This window comes from Pseudoxanthomonas winnipegensis (genome assembly GCF_004283755.1).
Classification (GTDB): Bacteria; Pseudomonadota; Gammaproteobacteria; order Xanthomonadales; family Xanthomonadaceae; genus Pseudoxanthomonas_A; species Pseudoxanthomonas_A winnipegensis.
Map to the genome: position 1 here is coordinate 276,693 of NZ_SHMH01000002.1, position 17,099 is coordinate 293,791.

The following is a 17,099-nucleotide window of genomic DNA, read 5'->3' on the forward strand; positions in this document are numbered from 1 at the left end:
GGGAATGACGGATTTCAGGTTGGCGCCCCGTGCCGGCGCTTGGCTCCGCGCAGATCGAAAGCCCCCCAACCCACAAAACCGCAGGCAACCCAAGCAAAATCTCCCCATGACCGACCCCCGCACCCGCCAGGCCGACGCCCTCATCGAGGGCTTGCAACGCGAGCATGGCGGCCAGCTCACCGTGTTCCTCGGCGCGGCGCCCGGCGTGGGCAAGACCTACGCCATGCTCGGCCGCGCGCGCGAGCAGCTCCGGCGCGGCACCGACCTGGTGGTCGGCATCGTGGAGACCCATGGCCGCAGCGAGACCGCCGCCCTGGCCGAAGGCCTGCCGCAGCAGCCGCGCAAGCGCGTCGAGTACCAGGGCCGGGTGCTGGAGGAGATGGACCTGGACGCGCTGCTGGCGCGCAAGCCGGCCTTGGTGCTGGTGGACGAGCTGGCGCACCGCAACGCGCCGGGCAGCCGCCACGAGCGCCGCTGGCAGGACGTGGTCGAGCTGCTCGATGCCGGCATCGACGTGTGGACCACGATCAACGTCCAGCATCTGGAAAGCCTCAACGACATGGTGCTGCGCATCACCGGCGTGCGCGTGTCCGAGACCGTGCCCGATGCGGTGTTCGACCGGCTCAACGACATCGTGCTGGTGGACATCCCGCCGCGCGAGCTGGTCGAACGCCTGCAGCAGGGCAAGGTCTACCTGCCCGACCAGGCGGCGCAGGCGCTGCAGGCGTTCTTCTCGCCGTCCAATCTGACCGCGCTGCGCGAGCTGGCCATGCAGACCGCGGCCGAGCACGTGGACAACGCGCTGCGCGAGGACGCCGCCGCGCGCGGCCAGGCCGGCGTGCCCGTACGCCGGCGCGTGCTGGTGGCCATCGACGGCGGCGGCCAGAGCGAATACCTGGTGCGCGTGGCCCGGCGCATCGCCGAACGCCGCGGCGCGCCGTGGACCGTGGTCACCGTGCAGCGGCGCGGGTTCGACGCCGAGAGCCAGCAGGAGATCGACCGCGCCTTCGCCCTGGCGCGCCGCCTGGGCGGCGAGGCCGAACTGCTGCACGGCCCCAACATCGCCGACGCCCTGCTCGACCACGCCGGCCACACCGGCGTGTCCACCCTGGTGCTGGGCCGCACCCGCGAGCGGCCGCTGGCGCGCATGGTCAACCGCACCCTGACCCAGCAGCTGATCCAGCGCGGCGCGCACCTGGAGATCAACATCGTCAGCACGCCGGCCGCGCGCGCCCGGGCGCGGCGCAGCCTGCATGCGCTGCCGCAGCGGCTGAGCCGGCACGATGCCGGCTTCTCGCTGCTGGCGACGGTCGCCGCGGTGGCGCTGGCCTGGATCGCGCAGCGCTGGGTCGGGCTGGACGACCTGTCGATGGTGTTCATCGTCGCGGTGGTGGTGGTGGCCGCGCGCACGCGCATGGCCGCGGCGGTGCTCAGCGCCGTGCTGTGCTTTTTGGCCTACAACTTCTTCTTCATCGAGCCGCGCTTCACCCTGCACATCAGCGCCGAGCAGGGCGTGGTGACGGTGTTCCTGTTCCTGGCCGCCGCGCTGGTGGCCGGGCGCCTGGCCTCGCGCCTGCGCATGCAGGTGCTGGCGCTGGCGGCGGCCAACCGCCACGCCACGGCGATGCAGCAGCTGGGGCGCGAGCTCTCCACCGCCGCCGACCTGGGCCAGGTGCTGCGGGCCGGGCGCCGGGCGCTGGATCGCGCCCTGGACGCGCAGGCCTGGCTGCGCGTGGGCGAGCAGGTCGAGGCCGCGCCCACCGCCGCGCTGGGCGACACCGACCACGCCGCCGCGGCCTGGACCCAGCGCCACGGCGCGCCCAGCGGCCGGCATACCGACACCCTGGCCGGCGCGGGCTGGTGGTTCGTGCCGATGACCGCCGGCGAGCGCACCACCATCGGCGTGGCCGGGCTGCGCATGGACGATCCCTCGCCCCCGGGGCTGGAGCGCCGCCGCCTGGCCGAGGCCATGGTCGAGGACATCGCCCAGGCTGCCCTGCGCACGCGCCTGGTCGGCGACCTGGAGAACGCCCGCATGAGCGGCGAGACCGAGCGCCTGCGCTCGGCCCTGCTGTCCTCGGTCAGCCACGACCTGCGCTCGCCGCTGGCGGCGATGATCGGCTCGGCCAGCAGCCTGTCCGGCTACGGCCAGGCCATGCCGGCCGAGGACCGGCGCGCGCTGCTGGACACCATCCTCACCGAAGGCGAGCGCCTGGACCGCTACATCCAGAACCTGCTGGACATGACCCGCCTGGGCCACACCGGCCTGACCCTCAACCGCGACTGGATCGGCGTGGACGAGCTGATCGGTTCGGCGGTGCGCCGGCTGCAGCGCTACCAGCCCGGCGTGCGCGTGGAGACGGCGCTGGCGCCGGAGCTGCCGATGCTGTGGGTGCATCCGGCGCTGGTCGAGCAGGCGGTGTTCAACGTGCTGGAGAACGCGGCCAAGTTCTCCCCGCCGGACCAAGCGGTGCGCGTGTCGGCCCAGCTGGCGCCCGGCGGCCTGCGCATCGATGTGGCAGACCGTGGCCCGGGCATCCCCGAGGACGAGCGCGCGCGCATCTTCGACATGTTCTACAGCGTCGAGCGCGGCGACCGCGGCCGCCACGGCACCGGCCTGGGGCTGACCATCTGCCAGGGCATGATCGGCGCGCACGGCGGCAGCGTGGAGGCACTTCCCGGTCAGGATGGGCGCGGTACGCTGATCCGCATCACCCTGCCGCTGCTGCAGCCACCGCCCCGCAACGATGCCGACGACGACTGAAGCCCCCACCACGCCCGCGCGCGTGCTGGTGATCGACGACGAAGCGCAGATCCGCCGCTTCCTCGACATCTCCCTGCGGGCGCAGGGCTACGTGGTGCTGCAGGCGGCCGATGGCCGCGCCGGCCTGGAGACGCTGGCCACGCAGGGCGCGGACCTGGTGATCCTGGATATCGGCCTGCCCGATCTGGATGGGCACGAAGTGCTGGCGCAGCTGCGCCAGTGGAGCCAGGTGCCGGTGCTGATGCTCAGCGTGCGCGCCGCCGAGAGCGAGAAGGTCGCCGCGCTCGACGGCGGCGCCAACGACTACGTCACCAAGCCGTTCGGCACGCAGGAGCTGATGGCGCGCGTGCGCGGCCTGTTGCGCCAGCACGTGGTGGCCGATGCCAGCGCGCCGCCGCTGTTCGACGACGGCCACCTGCACATCGACCTGGTCCGCCGCGAAGTGCACCTGGACGGCGCCCCCGTGGTGCTGACCCGCAAGGAGTTCGCCCTGCTCTCCCTGCTGGTGGCCAACGCCGGCCGCGTGGTCACCCAGCCGCAGCTGCTGCGCGAGGTCTGGGGCCCAACCCATACCGAAGACACCCACTACCTGCGCGTGCTGGTCGGCAAGCTGCGCGCCAAGCTCGGCGATTCGGCGCTGGCGCCGAAGTACCTGGCGACCGAGCCGGGGGTGGGCCTGCGCTTTCTGGGGTGTTGAGCGGCGGGTCGCTCCTCCACCCGCCCGGATCGGGCTTCGCGATGCAGTGCCGGTCTTCGGCCTGACTTGAATGTGCCGATCTCAAGCTGTCGGTGCTCAAAGCAACTTGGACGCGACGGCTTGGGCATGCCCAGCGCATGAGCTCATGCGCGATCGCCATATCGAGGGGTCCGATGCGCTGCCTACCATGGCCGCGAAGCACGCATGGGGTGCGTGCACGAGCCCTGGACCTGCACGATGTCTGCCACGCACGACGACGCCCTGCGCCCGCAGGATGAGGAACACGCCCACCGCCTGGTGGACCGACACGGGCGCCTGGTGCGCAACACGCCGCAGGATCAGGACTGGGCCGATCTGCTGTCGCCGGCGCGGCGCCGCCTGATCGGGGCGAGTGCGCTGGCCGCCGGTGGGCTGGCGCTGTCGGCGCAGGGCGCGGTGGCGGCGCCGGCGGCTGGCGAAAATTTCACCGCGCCGGGCAAACCCGGCTTCCGCGCCATCGTGCCGCCGCCGGACGCGGGCAAGAGCCCCTGGGGCGAGCACACCGCCGCCGAGGCCACGCCGCGTCCGCGCAGCATCCGGCCCGGCGAGAAGACGCTGCCGGCCAGGCCGCGCGCCTATACCGACGTGAAGAGCTATCACGCGCATATCTACTTCGACGAGGACACCTACGAGAAGGCCGCCCTGATCCGCCGCTGGACCGCCGAGCGTTTCCCGGTGGAGCTGGGCAACTGGAACCTGGAGCCGCGCGGCCCGCACGTCACCCCGTCGTTCTACTTCGGCTTCACCAACGATCTGCTGCCGGTGGTGGTGCCGTGGCTGCAGTTGAACAGCCTGGGCCTGACCATCCTGCTGCACCCCAACACCGGCGACGAGCGCGCCGATCACCTGTACTACGCGCTGTGGGTCAACCGCTCCCAGCCGGTCAACGGCTATCTGATGCCCGACCTGGAGAAGGGTGCCGAGCCGCACCTGGAGCGGATCTACCCGAACATCGTGCCGACGGTTCCCCTGGAGACCTGACACCCACGCCGTTCGTCGGCCATGACCTCCGGCAGGGTTGACTACAGTTGTCGGCACGGCTAGGTTGACTACAAGTGTAGGCAACCGGAGACGGCCATGCGCCGCAAGAGCATCGGGGACCAGGAGCTGGCGCTGCTCCAGTACATCGGCGAGCAGGGCGAGGCGACGGTAGGCGAGGTGGCCGCCGGCTTCGGCGAGGCGCGCGGGCTGGCGCGCTCGACCGTGCTGACCATGATGGAGCGCCTGCGCACCAAGGCCTACCTGCGGCGCAAGCAGGTCGACGGCGTGTACCGCTACGCCGCCACGGCCGGCCAGGACGCGGTGGTCCAGGGCGCGGTGCAGAGCTTCGTGGAGAAGACGCTGCAGGGCTCGGTCTCGCCGTTCGTGGCGTGGATGTCCCAGCGCAGCGAGGTCAGCGACGATGAGCTTGCCGAACTCGAGGCGCTGGTCGCCAAGCTGCAGTCGCAGCGCAAGGAGGGCTGAGCATGGACGCCTTCGCCTCGGAACTGATCACGCGCCTGGCCACGACCAGCGTGCAGACCGCGCTGCTGGTCGCGCTGGTGTGGGCGCTGTGCCGCGCGCTGCCGCGTCTGCCGGCGTCCACGCAATGCTGGCTGTGGTGGACGGTGGCGCTGCAGGCGGTGATCGGCCTGGTCGCCGCGCCGCTGGAGCTGCCGTGGCTGCCGGCCGCCGCGCGCGCGTCCGTCGTGTCGCCCGTCGTCATGCCTGCGGCCGAAGCGACCGCGCCGCTCGTGATCGCGCCGGTCGCGCCGCTCGCTTCGGCGCCCACCCTCGCGCCGCTGTGGGCGCTGCCGGCCTGGCAGACGGTGCTGCTGGCGCTGTGGCTGGCCGGGATCGTCGTGACGGGCCTGCGCACGGCGCTGGCCTGGCGCGCGAGCCGCGCGCTGGTGCGCGCCTCGCATCCCTGCGACGACGCGGTGCTGTCCGGCGCCCTGCGCCTGGCGGCCGAGGCCCACGGCCTGCGCACCGCACCGCCGCTGCGGCTGTCGCGCCAGATCAGCTCGCCGCAGCTGGTCGGCGTGCGGCGCCCGGTGCTGCTGCTGCCCACGCCCGAAGCCGCCCGCATCGGCGACGACGAGCTGGACATGGCCCTCACCCACGAGCTGGTCCACCTGCGTCGCCGCGACCTGTGGTGGGGCCTGCTGCCCGCGCTGGCCCAGCACGTGGCCTTCTTCCATCCGCTGGTGCATTACGCGGTGCGCGAATACGGCGTGGCCCGCGAGGCTGCCGTCGATGCCGCGGTGATCGCCGGCAACCGTCACTGTCGCGGCGATTACGGCCGCCTGCTGGTCCGCCTCGGCGTCGCGCCGAGACCGGGGGCGGGCCTGGCCAGTGCCTCGCCGTCCTTCCTCAGCCTCAAACGGAGACTGCTCATGCTGCAGAACACGCACTCTTTCCCGCGCATCGGCGCGGCCCTGATCCTGGCCGGTGTTGCGGTGGCCGGCGTCACTCCGCTGCGGCTGGTGGCGGCCGCGCCGGCCCCGCAGACGCCGGTAGCCGAAGCCAAGCCCGCTGCCGCCGCGCAACCGGCCGCCGCCGCCGCGCCCGCGGCGCCTGCGGCCCGGGCGGCCGGCATGCGTGCCCTGCTGGCGCCTCCCGCTCCGCCGCCGCCGCCGCCGCCCGCGCCGCCGGCAAATGCGGTTCCTGCGCCGCCGGCCCCGCCCAAGCCGCCGGTCACGGCGTTCAGCACCCGGGGCCTGTTCCACCAGTCGCATGACGCCAGCCGCGACGCCTACGTGCTGGTGCAGGGCAATGAGAGCACGATGAGCGGGTCCTCCGAAGATCTGCGCCGGGCGCGCGCGCTGGACGACGGCAAGGGCGTGCTGTTCGTGCGTCGCGCCGGCAAGAGCTACGTGATCCGCGACGCGGCCACCCTGTCGCGCTTCAAGGCGGTGTATGCCGAGACCTCTCGCATTGGCGAGGCCCAGGGCAAGCTCGGCGAGCAGCAGGGCGCGCTGGGCGAACGGCAGGGCCGCATCGGCGGGCGCATGGGCGAGATCGGCAGTCGCCTGGGTGATCTCGCCGTGCGCGAGGCGCAGCTGAGCCTCGCCGGCGGCGACAGCGCCGCCGCACGCAAGGCCATCGAGGACGCCCACCGCGCCACCGAGAAGGCCCGCGCGGAAATGGAAGACCCGGCCATGCAACGCGAGATGGCCGAGCTGTCCCGCCAGCAGGAGGCGCTGGGCCAGCAGCAGGCCGTGCTGGGCAAACAGCAGGCCGCCGCCAGCGCACGCGCGCAACGCGAGGCGGAGCTCATCATCAACCAGACCCTCCAGAGCGGCCTCGCCCAGCCCATCGACGGCTGAGTGCTTGGTGCGAGAAGCGGGCGGGTCGTGAACGAGGCTTCGGCACCCGCATGATGCGGGTGCCGAATGCTTTCCGGGTTCTTCGAATCGCGGCACCGCCGCCGGTCTCGGCACTCGCTGGGCCACGGCGACGGTGAGAGCGAAGCAGACATGCTGCAGGCCGGCATCCCGTCAGTGAGGCGAGCAGCGGCTACGGGACGCGTCGCGAATCGAAGCTTGGAGCGATCTCCCTGAGCGGCACGCTCAGGGGCCGTCCTCGTCAGCCCTCGGGCATGAACCAGCGTCCCGCAGCGGCTTCCATCCGCTTCGCCGCGACAGCGGTGCCGGCTTGTCGGGTAAGATGCGCGCCGGTCTCGGGCACCGGCCGCTTGCTGACGCCATGTCACGGTGAAGCCCCGAAGCAGTGAATCCTCACCCTCGAAGCATTTCGCAGGTGGGCAACGCAAGCGCCCCACCCCCATCGAAATGCCTCGGATGAGGAGTGAGCGATGTCGTCCCGACACGCCCAGCAAGCCGGAGCGGCGCAGCTGTTCCTGACGGCTCCGGTTGGCCGTCTATTCGTTTCCAACGCCCTGCCGATGGCGATCGTGTTGTCGCTGGGCGGCCTGCTCAATGCGGTCGATGGCGTCTTCGTCGGGCGCTTTGTCGGCCCCGACGCACTGGCGGCCGTCAGCGCGCTCTTTCCCCTGGTCATGCTGACCACGGCGCTGTCCGCGCTGGTGGGCGGTGGCCTGTCCAGCCGCATGGCCCGCCACCTGGGTGCCGGGCAACACGCCGCAGCGTTCGATGACCTGCGCGCGGCACGGGCCTTAGCCCTGGTCATCGGCTTCGGACTGATGGCGCTGTTCCTGACGTGCGGCAGGCCGCTTGCGGCGGCGTTGGCAGGCGGCGGCTCGTGGGCGGCACAGCTGAGTCACGACTACCTGCGCGTCATCGCGCTGGCCGCGCCCTTGCAGCTGCTGCTCGGCGTCTACGCCGACGCCTCGCGCACCGAGGGCCGCGCCGCCCTGGTCGCGCGGCTTTCGGTCGTGATGAACCTGGTCAACATCGCGGCCAACGCGGTGCTGATCGCAGGGTGCGGCCTGGGCGTGGCCGGTTCCGCGCTCGGCACGCTGCTGGCGCAGGCCGTGGGATTGGTCCTGTTGGTCGCCGCACGCCGGCGCGCGGTGCGGGGGTTGCCGACGCCCCCGCGACCCGGCGCGATTCCCGCCCAGGCCTGGCGCAGCATCCTGCTGCTGGGCCTGCCGGTCAGCCTGGGGCTGCTGGGCACCGTCGTGGTGTCGGCGACGGTGATCCTGGCGCTGCGCACGGCGCCGGATCGCGAGACGACGCTGGCGGCCTATGGCATCGTGACCCGCCTGATGGGGTTGGCCTTCCTGGTGCAGATGGCCATGGCGCTGGCGGTGCAGACGATCGTGGGCCATCACCTGGGCGCGGGCCTCCCGCAGCGCGCCACGGCGTGCGTGCGTCTGGGCATGGTCGCCGCCGCGCTCTGGTGCCTGTGCGTGGCGGTCCTGCTGCTGGCCGGCGGTGCCGAGCTGGGGTGGTGGTTCACCCCCTCGCGCGAGGTTGCCCACGACGTCGCCAGGATCCTGCACGCACAGCTGCTGTTCTACGTCTGCTCCGGGCCGCTGCTGGTATTGGCGCTGTCCGTCCAGGCGGCGGGCAGGGCGCGCGAGGCGGCGCTGCTCACGCTGCTCAAGCCCTGGTTGCTTACTCCGGGACTTGTCCTGATCTGCGTCGCGTCGTGGGGCAGCCGCGCGCTGTGGTGGGCGTTTCCATTGGCGGACGCGATGCTGCTGTGCGCCGTGTTTGTCGTCTGGCGTCTGCGCCGTGGGCGAGGTCCGGTTGGCGATGCGACCCGCGAGGGGACGCCATGACCCTGACCCTCATCGAAGCCAAACGCCAGGCCAAGGCATTGCGCCTGGCGCTGCAGGCGCAGGGGACGGCAATCCGTCATGCCCAGGCGCTGGAGGCGATCGCCGCCCAGCACGGCGCGAAGGACTGGAACACCTTGCATGCGCGCCTGGCGCGGCAGCAAGGGCTGCCCGCCCTGGACTTGAACGCGCGGGTGCATGGGCGCTACCTGGGGCAGCCTTTCACCGGCCGCGTCGTGACGTTGTCTGCCGTCGGCGACTTGTTCCGGATCGAGATCCGGCTCGATGCGCCGGTGGATACGGTGCGGTTCGCCAGTTTCTCCAACCTGCGCAGCCTGGTGCGCGCCACGGTCGATGCGCACGGGCGATCGCCGCAGAAGACCTCCGACGGCGTGCCGCATCTGGTGCTGGACGCAGGCGCCGGGCGGCGCTGAACGCGTCCGCGTCGCGACACGTACGCCCGGCATCAGCGGTCGAGCCTCGAATGCGATGCCTGCAGACAGGCGGCCCCGGCGCAGGTTGAAGTCGTCACCGAAGTGCGCTTAGATCGGCCTGCCTGCTCGGAGCAGGCCGATCTCCCTCCCGCCAAGGACGCTGCCCATGAAATCCGCATCGGTCATCGCGCCCGGCCTTCTTCTGGCGCTCGTCGCCACCGCCTGTGGATCCACGCCCATGCAAAGCCAAGTCCCGCGCACCCATGTGGACGTCAAGGACAACCAGCCCCCGAAGCCGGTCATCCACCGCAATCCGCATCCCACGGCGTACGAGGTCACCGTGGCCATCAAGGATGCGCCGGGGCCGTTCGAGGTGGTCAAGGCGGCCATGCAGTACGAGGTCCTGGACCCCGCCTGCCGTCCCGATCTCGGCGGCATGGCCGGCACGCGCGCCAGCCTGCTGGAGTGGGTGCCCGTCGAGCTGGCGAAGCAGGCCGATGGCACCTATCGCGGCACGATCTACGACGGGCTTCTGAAGGACGAGGACTACTACGGACTCGGTGTTTGCCATTGGTCGCTGGTGACCGTGCAGTTCAAGCTGAAGGCGCACGACAACGAGGCAGATACCGAGTTTTCCTATCATCTCTGGCACGAAGATATTGCCGCTGGTGCGGCCAAACGCGCTTACTTCCCGAGGCGGGCCTACCCAAGCACCTCAATCCCTGGCATGACATTCCCTGGCGAGGAAAAGATCGAGCGTTTCAAGCCAGAAGCCCGCGACAAACTGTTCACTCTCAATCTGTCCATCAAGGAATGATGTGCCATGACAGTCAGCACTCAGGCGAGTGCAGCGCTTGCTGCTGATGCCTATGTCTTCTATCCCAAGGACGACTGGAAGAAGGGCGTCGTCGCCGACGGTGTTGAGTATGAGATCGTCGATCAGGTTTCCAAGCCAAGCGGCTACCAGGGGACGCTCTATCGCAACAAGGATACGGGCGAGTTTGTTGTAGCCCATCGCGGCACCGAGTTTGATCGGCAGCTCGTGAAGGACGGCATCGTCGCCGATGGCGGCATGGTGCTGGTGGGTGTGAATTCTCAGGCGCATGACGCGGTGGCGTTTACCCAACGCGCCATCGATCGGGTCAACGAGATAGGCGCTAACGGGCTCGAGGTCAACCCGCCAATCGTCGTCGGTCACTCCCTTGGCGGCACGCTTGCTCAGATCAGTGCTTTTGAACTGGGCCTCAAGGGCGAGACCTTCGATGCATACGGCGCCGCAGGCCTGACGCGGCACATCCCGGAAGGTGGCCAGGACGTGGTCAATCACGTGCGCGCGACCGACTTCGTAAGCGCCGCCAGCCGCCATTACGGTGAAGTCCGCACCTATGCGACCGAGCAGGACATCGCCGCGCTCAAGGGCCACGGCTACGCCAACGACCACCGCGTGCTGACCGATCTGCGCAATCCGTTCGGCGTGGCGCTCGGTGTCGGGGTCGTCGCGCACTACAGCAGCAACTTCCTGCCGACCAATCCCGAAGGGGGCGGCTCGATCATCAACGCCGAGGACGCGGCGCGTTACGCCGAGTATCGGCCGATGATCGACAAGTACCGCGACGACATCCATCTGGTGCATCAGGGCCTGGCCCTGCCGCGCAACGTCGTCCACGGTGTGGCCGATGTGCTGGGCCATGGGCGCGAGGCGCGCAATGGGCAGGTCGGTGGCGAGGTCGAGCCGGTCTCCGTGCCGCTGCCGGGCCGTGCGGATCTGCGGCTGGATCCGATGTTCCAGCAGATCCAGGGGCATGTGGCCCGGCTGGATGCGAGCCTGGGCCGCACGCCGGATGCCGCCAGCGAGCGCATGAGCGCCAGCCTCTACGCCAAGGCGGTCGAGTCGGGCATGACCCGGGTCGATGGCGTGCATCTGAGCATCGAGGGCGCACAGTCCCGCGCCGGCGAACGCGTGTTCGCCGTGCAGGGCAACCCGTCCGATCCGGCGCATCTGCGCACGTCCGTGTCCACGCAGGAGGCGGTGCAGGCGCCGGTCGAGCAGTCCCTCAGCCAGGCCGAGCAGAGCCGAACCCTGCAGCAGCAGGCGGCCGCGCAGGCGCGGCAGGCGCGGCAGCAGCACGAATCGATGGGTGCGCTCGGCCGCTGAGCGCGTCCTGACGCTACGGCGTCTCTTCGAACGACAGCACCTCGCGGTCGTCGGCTTCGGCCTGCACCAGACGCTGGAACAGCTGGACCAGCGTGACCCATCCTGGTGGTTGTGCTCGGCGACGCGGCGCAGGTTACCGGCGCTGCTGCAGTAGCGAAGCTGTCTTGTAAGTGCGACGTTCGCACAGGCCTGGCGAGCCACCTCGCAGGTTGAAGTCGCTCTCGAACTGCGCTTAGATCGGCTTTCATGCTCGGAGCAGGCCGATCTCCTCGTCGCCAAGGACGCTGCCCATGAAATCCGCATCGGTTTTCGCGCTCGGCCTTCTCGTGGCGCTCGTTGCCACCGCCTGTGGATCCGCGCCCATGCAAAGCCAGGTCCGGCGCACCCATGTGGACGTCAAGGACAACCAGCCCCCGAAGCCGGTCATCCACCGCAATCCGCATCCCACGGCATATGAGATCACCGTCGCCATCAAGGATGCGCCGGGGCCGTTCGAGGTGGTGAAGGCTGCAATGCAGTACGAGGTGCTTGACCCGGCATGCCGTCCCGACCTCGGAGGCATGGCTGGAACCCGGGCTAGCCTGCTGGAGTGGGTGCCCGTCGAGCTGGCGAAGCAGGCTGACGGCACCTATCGCGGCACGATCTACGACGGGCTTCTGAAGGACGAGGACTATTACGGACTCGGTGTCTGCCACTGGTCGCTGGTGACCGTGCAGTTCGTATTGAAGGCGCATGACAACGAGGCAGATACCAGATTCTCCTATCATCTCTGGCATGAAGATCTTGCCGCCGGTGCAGCCAAACGCGCGTACTTCCCAAGGCGGCCCTACCCAAGTACTTCGATCACAGGCATGACATATCCTGGGGAAGAAGACATCGAGCGCTTCAAGCCAGAAGTCCGCGACAAGCTTTTTACTCTCAATCTGTCCATCAAGGAATAATGCGCCATGACGGTCAGCATTCAGGCCAGTACATCGCTTGCTGCTAATACCTATGCCTTCCATCCGAAGAACGACTGGAAGAAGGGCATTGCCGCCGACGGTGGTGAGTATGAGATCGTCGATCAGGCTTTCAAGCCGAGTGACTAACAGCGGGCGCTCTATCTCAACAAGGATATTGGCGAGTTTGTTGTGGCGCATCGTGCGCACCGAGTTTGACCAGCAACTCCTAAAGGGTGGCATCGTTGCCATTAGAGGAATGGTGCTGGCGGGGGCGAACTCTCAGGCGCATGATGCGCTGAGATCGGTTTGCCTGCTCGGAGCTGGAATATTCCCTCGTCGCCAAGGACGCTGCACATGAAATTCACATCGGTCATCGCGACCGGTATTCTCCTGGCGCTTTTCGCCATCGCTTGTGGATCCACGCCCATGCAAAGCCAAGTCTTGCGCACCCATGTGGGCGTCAAGGACAACCGGCCCCCGAAGCCGGTCATCAACCGCAATCCGCATCCCACGGCGTACGAGGTCAACGTCGCCATCAAAGATGCGCCGGGGCCGTTCGAAGTGGTCGACGCTGCCATGCAGTATCAAGTCCTTGATCCAAGTTGCCGACCCGATCTGGGCGGCATGGCGGGGACGCGCGCGGCGCTTGTGGAGTGGGTGCCGGTTAAGCTGCTACCCGCTTCGAATGGTGGTTACCGGGGTGTTATCTATGAGGATTTTCTCAAGGACGATGACTACTACGGACTAGGCGTATGCCATTGGACGATGGTGGCGGTTCAATTCCGGCTCAAAGCGACCTCAAAACCCTCGGATGCTGAGTTTTCATATCACCTGCATCGAGATCACATTAGCGATGGCGCAAGTCTCAAGGCTTACTTCTGGAAGGGGATGTACCCGAGATCACCCGTCGATGGGATGACCGTGCCTGGTAACGAAACTCCTGACAAGTTCAAGACCGAGGTCAGGAATCAACTCTTCTATCTGCAGATGGACCTGAAGAAGGAAGCATATAGCCATCTCCACTGAGCAGGATGCTGTAGCGAAGCGAGGGCCGCGCTATGGCGCCTCCTCGAACGACAGTACCTCGCGATCGTCGGCTTCGGCCTGCACCAGGCGCTGGAACAGCTGGGCCAGCGTGACCACGTCCTGGTGGTTGTGCTCGGCGACGCGGCGCAGGTTGCCGGCGCTGCCGCCGCGCAGGAACGACAGCCACGCGGCCGGCGCCTCGGCGCCGGGCAGATCGTCCTGGCGCACGATGCGCAGCAGCTGGCGCTCGATGGTGGCGAGCCGGCAGTTCTCCCAGGTGCCGCGATAGCGGCGGCGGGTGGGGAACAGCAGGTCGACATGGTCGAGCGCGGACAGCGGCTCGGCCATCCTCGCCAGGCGGTAGCGCGTTTTCAGCAGCGGTGCGTCGTAGCAGCGGCCGTTGTAGCTGGACAGCACCGTGGTCGGCGACAGCCAGCCGGCGAAGGCGCGCAGCATCGGCGCTTCGGCCGCCATGGTGGAGATCATCAGCTGGCGCACGCGCAGGCCTTCGCCGCCGTGGGCGTCCACATGCCAGTCCGCCGCGCCGATCATGAAGGCGCGGGTGCCGGTGCCGCCGGCCAGGCCGGTGGTCTCGGTGTCGAAGAACAGCAGGTCGCGCGGGTGCACGGCTTCTTCGTGGCGCTTGGCGAAGGCCAGCGACAGGGCCGCGCGCGGGATGGGTTGCGGCAGGAAGGCCTCGATCAGGTGCAGGCCGGGCGAGAGTTCGCGCCCGGGCAGGCTGCGATCCAGTGAGGCCGGCTTGCGTGCCGGTACCGGCGTCGTGCCGGGTTTGCGTTCGCGGGTGGCGATCAGCCGGCGCAGGGCGTCCAGGCTGCGCGGGGGTTGGGTGTCGTTGGCGGCGGGTGCCGAGGGTGTCCCCAGGCGCATCGGGCGTGTGGACTTTGGATCAAGATCAAAAGCTTGACCCCTCCCCAGCCCTCCCCTTGCTTCGCAAAGGGAGGGGGCAGAAGCGGGACTGGCGCGGTCGGAGGTACTGAGGGCGCTCTGTCTTTCGCGCTGCGAGGCGGAGTTCGGGATTGCGGGAAACGACTGAGAAGGTTGGGCGCCGCTGTCCTGCGCCGTTTCCACAGCAGCAGACGCGGCGGTGCTCTCCGCCGCAGGCGCCTGCCGTACCGTCGTGTCGCCCGCCTGTCTGCGCAGCGCCCGCAAGCGCTCCAGGCTCATGCTCACGAGCGCGCCTCCCGGGCCGGACGGTCTTCATCCAGCATCTGCAGCGCGGGGTCGATCGGCGCGAACACCGCTTCGCCGTCGAAGGACGCTTCGTGCCGTGCGTGCGCTTCCAGGTCCGACAGCAGCGCCAGCACCTTCAGCGCCAGGGTCTTGGGCGAGGCGCCCTTGCCGTCCTCGTGCGCGGCCAGGACCGGGCCGACGCAGGCGGGGCAGCCGGCGCTGCAGTCGCAGCGCTGCACCAGCTCGCCGGCGCGCTGCACCAGTTCGGCCTGGCGCAGCCACAGCGGTTCGCTCAGGCCCACTCCGCCGGGGAAGTTGTCGTACAGGTAGACGGTGGGCACGAAGGCCTGCTCCAGTTCCACCACGCCTTCGGCGCCATCGGCGCCGCGCAGCTGGCCGCGGCCGGTCTGGTCGGCCAGCGCGAACCACGCGCCATCGCCATTGCCCACCGCCTTCTGCAGGTCGCGCGCGTCGGCCATCACCGCCACCGTGGCGACCACGTGCAGCGCGTAGGCGGCGCCGAGGAAGCCGTCCAGTGCGTCCTGCTTGGAGGCGAAGGCCTTGCCGAGCGTGGCCTGCGGCAGCTGCCACCACAGCGCGGTGGTGTGCAGCTCCTGGTCGGGCAGGTTGACCGGGCCGTAGCCGATGTTCTCGTGGGTGTAGTAGCGGATCTTCTTGTAGCCGCTCACGCGCCGCACCACGTGCACCTCGCCGTGGTGCGCGTCGCCGCGCCCGGCCGGGCCGCCGTCGAAACGCTCCAGCACCTTGAGCTTGGTGTAGTCGATGCTGTCGGTGTAGTAGTCCACGTGCGTGCGGGTGACGAAGGCCTTGCGTCCTTCCCAGTCCAGGTGCTCGACCTGGTAGGGCGTGGACTGGACCATGTGGATCGCGCCCTCGTACAGGGTCAGCGCGGCGGCCGAGTAGTCGACCTCGGCGATGATGGTCTGCTTGCCGTTGGTCTTGTCGACCACCACGAAGTTGCCGTCGGCCACCGAGCGCAGGCTGACCGCGTTGGCCGGATAGCTGTCGGCGATCCACTCCCAGCGCTCGCCTTCCTGGTGCACGACCTCGCTCTCGGCCAGGGCCTGCAGATAGACCAGCGGGTCGATCGGGCCGAAGGCCTCGCCCGCATTGAACGGCAGCTCGAACGCCGCGCAGCGGATATGGTCGAACAGGATCAGCGGCTGGTCCGGCGCGGTGCGCGCGTGTTCGGGCGGCGCGTCGGCGAAGAACTCCGGGTGCCGCACCACGTACTGGTCCAGCGGCTGCGAGCTGGCCACCAGCACGCCCAGGCTGGCGCGCTGGCGGCGGCCGGCGCGGCCGAAGCGCTGCCAGGTCGCCGCCACGCTGCCCGGATAGCCGTTGAGCACCACCACGTCCAGGCTGCCGATATCCACGCCCAGCTCCAGCGCGGAGGTCGAGACGATGCCGTCGATGCGGCCGTCGCGCATCGCGCGCTCGGCCTCGCGCCGTTCGGTCGGCAGGTAGCCGCCGCGATAGGCGCGGATGCGCGGCGCCTTGCGCGGGTCATGATCGAAGATGTCCTTCAGGTACTTGGTCAGCACCTCGACCATCAGCCGGCTCTGCGCGAACACCAGCGTCTTCAGCCCCGACTTGATCGCGATGCGCGCGATGCGGTTGGACTGCGAACGCGCCGAGGCGCGCAGGCCCAGGTCGGCGTTGACCACCGGCGGGTTCCACAGCAGCACGTGCTTGTCCCCGGTCGGTGCGCCGGATTCGGTGATCGCATGCACGCGGTCCTCGATCAGGCTTTCGGCATGCGCCTGCGGGTTGCCGATGGTGGCCGAGCACAGGATGAACTGCGGGTTGGCGCCGTAGAAGGCGCAGATGCGCTTCAGCCGCCGCAGCACGTTGGTGACGTGGCTGCCGAACACGCCGCGGTAGGTGTGGATCTCGTCGATCACCACGAAGGCCAGGTTCTCGAAGAACTGCGCCCACTTGGTGTGATGCGGCAGGATCGCCTGGTGCAGCATGTCCGGGTTGGACATCACGATGTCGCCATGCAGGCGGATGGCCTGGCGCGCATCGCCCGGGGTGTCGCCGTCGAAGGTGAAGGCCTTGACGCCCAGCTCGCCGGCGCGGTTGAGGTCCAGCAGCTCGGCCACCTGGTCCTGCGCCAGGGCCTTGGTCGGGAACAGGTACAGCGCCTTGGCCTTGCCGCGCATCGCCGCGCTCACCACCGGCAGCGTGTAGCACAGCGACTTGCCGCTGGCGGTGGGCGTGACCACGGCGATGTGCTCGCCGCGCTGCGCGGCGGCCCAGGCCTGCGCCTGGTGCGCGTACAGCTGCTCGATGCCGCGCGCGCGCAGGGCGTCGGCCAGCGCACGCGGCACATCGTCCGGGATCGGCGCGTAGCGGCCTTCGCGCCCGGGCAGGGTGAAGCGCCCGGTGATGCGGTCGGCATAGCGCTGGGCCAGGCGCGCGCCCAGCACCGCGCCGTCGCGCGAGGGCTGCCCCTGGGTGGTCGCCAGGGCGCGTTCGCTGGCTTCGGTGCGGGGGGCGAGGGAGTAGGTCATGCGAGGGCCCGGGCGGTCAGGGCGAGGCAGGGGAGCACGGCGGCGTCTCAGCCGGCGAGACCGGCGCGGGCGCCTTCGCTTCGTTTCGACCCGGGTTGCGGCTACTGTCTGCGCACTTGCCTACCTGGAT

13 protein-coding genes and 1 pseudogene are annotated in these 17,099 nt (G+C 69.5%); 12 read left to right on the top strand and 2 right to left on the bottom strand.

What is annotated here, in order from left to right; all coding sequences use genetic code 11:
• Positions 1–106 precede the first annotated feature (106 nt).
• The 12 genes from EAT51_RS04640 (at position 107) to EAT51_RS04690 (ending at position 13,241) form a co-directional block, all read left to right on the top strand.
• A complete protein-coding gene (locus EAT51_RS04640) occupies positions 107–2,764 on the top strand; it encodes a sensor histidine kinase (RefSeq protein ID WP_130514586.1) in 2,658 nt (885 codons plus the stop codon).
• A complete protein-coding gene (locus tag EAT51_RS04645) occupies positions 2,748–3,461 on the top strand; it encodes a response regulator (protein ID WP_130514587.1) in 714 nt (237 codons plus the stop codon). The genes EAT51_RS04640 and EAT51_RS04645 overlap by 17 nt, the downstream gene beginning before the upstream one ends.
• Positions 3,462–3,698: 237 nt before the next feature.
• On the top strand, positions 3,699–4,481 hold the full coding sequence (locus EAT51_RS04650) for a DOPA 4,5-dioxygenase family protein (protein WP_130514589.1): 783 nt from the start codon (positions 3,699–3,701) through the stop codon (positions 4,479–4,481).
• A gap of 96 nt (positions 4,482–4,577) precedes the next feature.
• Positions 4,578–4,964, top strand: coding sequence for a BlaI/MecI/CopY family transcriptional regulator (locus tag EAT51_RS04655; protein WP_130514591.1), 387 nt, complete (start codon positions 4,578–4,580; stop codon positions 4,962–4,964).
• A gap of 2 nt (positions 4,965–4,966) precedes the next feature.
• Positions 4,967–6,808: a M56 family metallopeptidase gene (locus EAT51_RS04660; RefSeq protein WP_130561364.1), complete on the top strand. Its 1,842-nt coding sequence runs from the start codon at positions 4,967–4,969 to the stop codon at positions 6,806–6,808.
• A 488-nt stretch (positions 6,809–7,296) separates the two neighbouring features.
• Positions 7,297–8,688, top strand: coding sequence for an MATE family efflux transporter (locus EAT51_RS04665; RefSeq protein ID WP_130514595.1), 1,392 nt, complete (start codon positions 7,297–7,299; stop codon positions 8,686–8,688).
• Positions 8,685–9,119: a glyoxalase superfamily protein gene (locus EAT51_RS04670; RefSeq protein WP_130514597.1), complete on the top strand. Its 435-nt coding sequence runs from the start codon at positions 8,685–8,687 to the stop codon at positions 9,117–9,119. Before EAT51_RS04665 ends, EAT51_RS04670 begins: the two co-directional genes overlap by 4 nt.
• A 166-nt stretch (positions 9,120–9,285) precedes the next feature.
• On the top strand, positions 9,286–9,936 hold the full coding sequence (locus tag EAT51_RS04675; RefSeq protein ID WP_130514599.1) for a hypothetical protein: 651 nt from the start codon (positions 9,286–9,288) through the stop codon (positions 9,934–9,936).
• Between the two features lie 6 nt (positions 9,937–9,942).
• Entirely contained in the window at positions 9,943–11,274 is a 1,332-nt protein-coding gene (locus tag EAT51_RS04680) for an XVIPCD domain-containing protein (protein ID WP_130514601.1), read from the top strand.
• Positions 11,275–11,564: 290 nt separating this feature from the next.
• Positions 11,565–12,215, top strand: a complete 651-nt coding sequence (locus EAT51_RS04685) for a hypothetical protein (RefSeq protein WP_130514603.1) — start codon at positions 11,565–11,567, stop codon at positions 12,213–12,215.
• Positions 12,216–12,221: 6 nt separating this feature from the next.
• Positions 12,222–12,362 (top strand): hypothetical protein, encoded by a 141-nt coding sequence (locus EAT51_RS20225; protein ID WP_165421902.1) that lies wholly within the window; start codon positions 12,222–12,224, stop codon positions 12,360–12,362.
• Positions 12,363–12,569: 207 nt separating this feature from the next.
• On the top strand, positions 12,570–13,241 hold the full coding sequence (locus tag EAT51_RS04690) for a hypothetical protein (protein WP_130514605.1): 672 nt from the start codon (positions 12,570–12,572) through the stop codon (positions 13,239–13,241).
• A gap of 30 nt (positions 13,242–13,271) precedes the next feature.
• Here EAT51_RS04690 and EAT51_RS04695 read toward each other — a convergent pair.
• Positions 13,272–14,447 (bottom strand): annotated as a pseudogene (locus tag EAT51_RS04695) (ribonuclease H-like domain-containing protein); the annotation flags it as partial.
• Positions 14,429–16,969: a DEAD/DEAH box helicase gene (locus EAT51_RS04700; RefSeq protein ID WP_130514609.1), complete on the bottom strand. Its 2,541-nt coding sequence runs from the start codon at positions 16,967–16,969 to the stop codon at positions 14,429–14,431. The pseudogene EAT51_RS04695 and the gene EAT51_RS04700, both read right to left, overlap by 19 nt.
• Between the last annotated feature and the right edge of the window lie 130 nt (positions 16,970–17,099).

Excerpts from the sequence above, each read along its gene's own strand:
- EAT51_RS04675 (WP_130514599.1), top strand. The coding sequence starts at position 9,286 with ATGAAATCCGCATCGGTCATCGCGCCCGGCCTTCTTCTGGCGCTCGTC.
- EAT51_RS04640 (WP_130514586.1), top strand. The coding sequence starts at position 107 with ATGACCGACCCCCGCACCCGCCAGGCCGACGCCCTCATCGAGGGCTTG.
- EAT51_RS04645 (WP_130514587.1), top strand. The coding sequence starts at position 2,748 with ATGCCGACGACGACTGAAGCCCCCACCACGCCCGCGCGCGTGCTGGTG.
- EAT51_RS20225 (WP_165421902.1), top strand. The coding sequence starts at position 12,222 with ATGACGGTCAGCATTCAGGCCAGTACATCGCTTGCTGCTAATACCTAT.
- EAT51_RS04665 (WP_130514595.1), top strand. The coding sequence starts at position 7,297 with ATGTCGTCCCGACACGCCCAGCAAGCCGGAGCGGCGCAGCTGTTCCTG.
- EAT51_RS04685 (WP_130514603.1), top strand. The coding sequence starts at position 11,565 with ATGAAATCCGCATCGGTTTTCGCGCTCGGCCTTCTCGTGGCGCTCGTT.
- EAT51_RS04655 (WP_130514591.1), top strand. The coding sequence starts at position 4,578 with ATGCGCCGCAAGAGCATCGGGGACCAGGAGCTGGCGCTGCTCCAGTAC.
- EAT51_RS04700 (WP_130514609.1), bottom strand. The coding sequence starts at position 16,969 with ATGACCTACTCCCTCGCCCCCCGCACCGAAGCCAGCGAACGCGCCCTG.
- EAT51_RS04680 (WP_130514601.1), top strand. The coding sequence starts at position 9,943 with ATGACAGTCAGCACTCAGGCGAGTGCAGCGCTTGCTGCTGATGCCTAT.
- EAT51_RS04670 (WP_130514597.1), top strand. The coding sequence starts at position 8,685 with ATGACCCTGACCCTCATCGAAGCCAAACGCCAGGCCAAGGCATTGCGC.
- EAT51_RS04690 (WP_130514605.1), top strand. The coding sequence starts at position 12,570 with ATGAAATTCACATCGGTCATCGCGACCGGTATTCTCCTGGCGCTTTTC.
- EAT51_RS04650 (WP_130514589.1), top strand. The coding sequence starts at position 3,699 with ATGTCTGCCACGCACGACGACGCCCTGCGCCCGCAGGATGAGGAACAC.
- EAT51_RS04660 (WP_130561364.1), top strand. The coding sequence starts at position 4,967 with ATGGACGCCTTCGCCTCGGAACTGATCACGCGCCTGGCCACGACCAGC.